This window comes from Sphingomonas sp. Leaf62, from assembly GCF_001421915.1.
Classification (GTDB): Bacteria; Pseudomonadota; Alphaproteobacteria; order Sphingomonadales; family Sphingomonadaceae; genus Sphingomonas.
The window spans coordinates 1-3,227 of record NZ_LMLN01000017.1 but is presented as its reverse complement, the minus strand read 5'-3'; the positions used below and the strand labels follow the sequence as shown (position 1 = coordinate 3,227).

Genomic DNA, 3,227 nt, shown 5'->3' with positions numbered 1-3,227 from the left:
CGGATCTTCGAAGGCTGACGGCGACCTCCCCGAACGAAGCGCCCCGCGGTCCTGATAGTCGAATGCTCCTAATCTTAAGAAAGTACGCTTGCCATCAGACGCGCATCGCCGCCACGAAGGCCTGGAAAGCGGCAGTCGGTTGGCGGCGGTTCGGATAATAGAGGTGGTTCGGTGCCAGTAGGGGTGCCCAGCCGGCGAGCACTTCGACCAGCGTACCTTCGGCCAGTTCCAGCGCAGCGTGCGGCAGCGGCAGGCAAGTCACTCCTAGCCCTGCCACCGCGGCGTCACGCATCACGTCGATATCGTTGGTGATGAAGTCGCCGCGGACCGACCGTTCCACCGTCCGGCCATCCCGCTCGAATTCCCATCGGTGTACGACGCCGGACGACGTGTACCGGTAACACAGGCACCGATGCGCGACGAGATCGTCGGGATCGGCGGGTGCGGGATGGTCTGCGAGGTAGTCCGGGGCGGCAACGAAGACGAGCGGGACCGTCGCGCTGATCGGTACCGATATCATGTCGGCCTGCAGCGTCTGCGCGTGCCGGACCCCGCAGTCGAAACGGTCCGCGACGATGTCGACAAACCCGTCGTCGACCACCAGTTCAACCGCGATGTCGGGATAGGCGCGCGCAAAGTCGGTCAGTCGCGGCAGGATGGAGTAGAGCGCCGCGACCCGGTGTGCGCTGACCCGGATCCGCCCCGCCGGTCGTTCGCGGGCGTTATCGAGGTCGGCCAGCGCGCCCGCGACCGAAGCGATCGCCGGTTTCAACCGCACCAGCAATTCCTCACCTGCAAGCGTCGGCGCCAGCGACCGGGTGGTACGGTCGAGCAGCCGGACGCCCAGTTTCGTTTCGAGCGACCGCATCGCATGGCTCAAAGCCGAGGCGGACAATCCAAGCCGCGTCGCCGCTCGCGCGAAGCTGCCAGCCTCGACGATCGTCTCGAACACCGCGAGACCGGACCAGAGATCGCGATCCATTCCTGAACATCCTTCAGCAACCCATGCGCCCCAGATGATCTAATCCTCGCGCCGTCCTGCGTCCATCTGGAGACGACACACTGCAGGATGCGATCATGAAACTCGACACCTATCGCCCGCTCGGCCGCTCCGGCCTTCTCGTCAGCCCGCTGGCACTCGGTACGATGACCTTCGGCACGCCGCAATGGGGGCTGGACGAGAGCGGAAGCCACGCGGTGTTCAATCGCTACACGGATCTTGGCGGCAATTTCATCGACACCGCCGACGTCTATGCCGGCGGGCGATCGGAAGAGATGGTCGGTAGTTTTGTCGCCGCGCAATCGTCGCGCGATCAGCTGGTGATCGCGACGAAATCGGGGTTTGCAACCGGCCGCGGCTATCATGCAGGCGGCAACGGCGCGCGCCACATCCTGGCGTCCGTCGAAGGATCGCTCCGCCGACTCCGGACGGACTTCATCGACCTGTACTGGGTACATGTCTGGGACGGCATAACCCCGCCCGAGGAACTGTTGCGGACGATGACCGCGCTCGTCGCAGCGGGCAAGATCCGCTACTGGGGTATATCCAACACCCCGGCCTGGTACGTCGCCGAACTCGCGACGCTGGCGCGGGTCCAGGGCGATCCGGCGCCGATCGGCCTGCAATATTTCTATTCGCTGGTCGAACGCGGGGTCGAGGCCGAACATCTGCCTCTCGCGCGATCGGCCGGCATGGGTTTCGTGCCCTGGAGCCCTCTCGCCTATGGCCTGCTTACTGGCAAATACGACCGCGCGACCGTCGAGGCGGGTCCGAAGCGCGCGGGCGGCGTCCCTAATCAAGCCGGGCAGGACGACGCGGCGCGGCCCGCCAACGACAAGCGGCTCGATGGCGACAATCCGTTTGGCGACACGCTGTTCACTGAGCGCAACTGGCAGATCCTCGACGAACTAAAACGCGTCGCCGCGGAGATTAACGAGATGCCGGCGCGCGTCGCACTGTCCTGGGTGGTTGGGCAGCCTGGCGTCACCTCGACGCTGATGGGCGTGAGCCGGGCGGAGCAGGTAACCGACAATGTCGCCGCACTTGGCCTTACCCTGTCACCCGATCACCGTGCGGCGCTCGATGCGGTGAGCGGTGGCAACCTGTCGTTTCTATACGGCCTGTTCGCCCCCGCCATGCGCAATCAGGTCGTCTTCGGCGGCGGAGACATTCGAAGTTGAACCGTCATCCTGGAGCCGATCGCCCAAGACGAAATCTGCGCGTGGTCGGCTCCAATCGACAAACTCCGCGTTTGAAACCGTCCGGTCTACAGCAAGTTCGTTTGCCGAACGCCGGCACGGGGATAGTCATGCGGATCGGAATCATCGGGGCGGGAATGGCGGGCCTTTCGTGTGCGCAGACGCTTCGTCATCAGGGTCACAACGTCATCGTGTTTGACAAGGGGCGCGGGCCGGGTGGCCGCATGTCGACCCGCCGCATCGACACCCCGGTGGGGGAGGCCGCATTCGATCACGGCGCGCAATATCTGACGGCACGCGATCCCGCGTTCGTCGCGCAGGTCGAGCGCTGGGCGCAAGACGGCCATGTCGCTCGCTGGTCGCCCGCTGGCCCGGATGCGTGGGTCGGGACGCCGGCGATGAGCGCACCGATCCGTGCGATGGCGAACGGCGGCGACGTCCGCTGGAACACTGCCATCGACACCCTGACCTATGATGGCGAATGGTGGATCGGTAACGAGCGGTTCGACGCGGCAATCGTCGCGGTGCCCGCCGAACAGGTCGCGCCCCTGGTCGTCGCCCACGATGTCACGCTGGCCGATGCAGCCCGTTCCGCGGTGTCCGATCCGTGCTGGACCGTCATGGCAGCATTCGATGGCCCCGTACCGATCGATCGCGATCGGCTCACGGATCTCGGCATCATCGGATCCGCAGTTCGCAACTCGGCCAAGCCAACTCGGACTGGACCGGAGGCCTGGGTCCTTCAGGCCAGTGCCGATTGGTCGCGCGCGCATCTCGAAGACGAACCGGACACGGTACAACGCGCGCTTCTCGCGGCGTTCGCGGATAATATCGGCGCCGAATTGCCTGCCGTCATCGCGACCAGCGTTCATCGCTGGCGGTATGCGAGGGTCGACGCGTTGAACCACGGCGCGATCTGGAACGCTGATATCCGGCTAGGCGCCTGCGGCGACTGGATTCTCGGACCGCGGATCGAAGCTGCCTGGCTGTCGGGACAGCATCTCGCGGAGTTCGTCGGATCGACAAAT

General features: G+C 65.3%; 3 protein-coding genes. 2 read left to right on the top strand and 1 reads right to left on the bottom strand.

What is annotated here, in order from left to right:
* Positions 1 to 94: 94 nt before the first annotated feature.
* Positions 95 to 982, bottom strand: a complete 888-nt coding sequence (locus ASE91_RS09085; RefSeq protein WP_056625266.1) for a LysR family transcriptional regulator — start codon at positions 980 to 982, stop codon at positions 95 to 97.
* Between the two features lie 95 nt (positions 983 to 1,077).
* On the opposite strand from ASE91_RS09085, the gene ASE91_RS09080 reads away from it, so the two are divergent.
* Entirely contained in the window at positions 1,078 to 2,181 is a 1,104-nt protein-coding gene (locus ASE91_RS09080) for an aldo/keto reductase (RefSeq protein ID WP_056625263.1), read from the top strand.
* Positions 2,178 to 3,227 (top strand): NAD(P)/FAD-dependent oxidoreductase (locus ASE91_RS09075; protein WP_327196772.1); only part of this gene is annotated, 1,050 nt, incomplete at its 3' end. The genes ASE91_RS09080 and ASE91_RS09075, both read left to right, overlap by 4 nt.

What these genes read in the sequence shown, in the direction of transcription:
- ASE91_RS09085 (WP_056625266.1), bottom strand. Translation starts at nt 982, where the DNA reads ATGGATCGCGATCTCTGGTCCGGTCTCGCGGTGTTCGAGACGATCGTC.
- ASE91_RS09080 (WP_056625263.1), top strand. Translation starts at nt 1,078, where the DNA reads ATGAAACTCGACACCTATCGCCCGCTCGGCCGCTCCGGCCTTCTCGTC.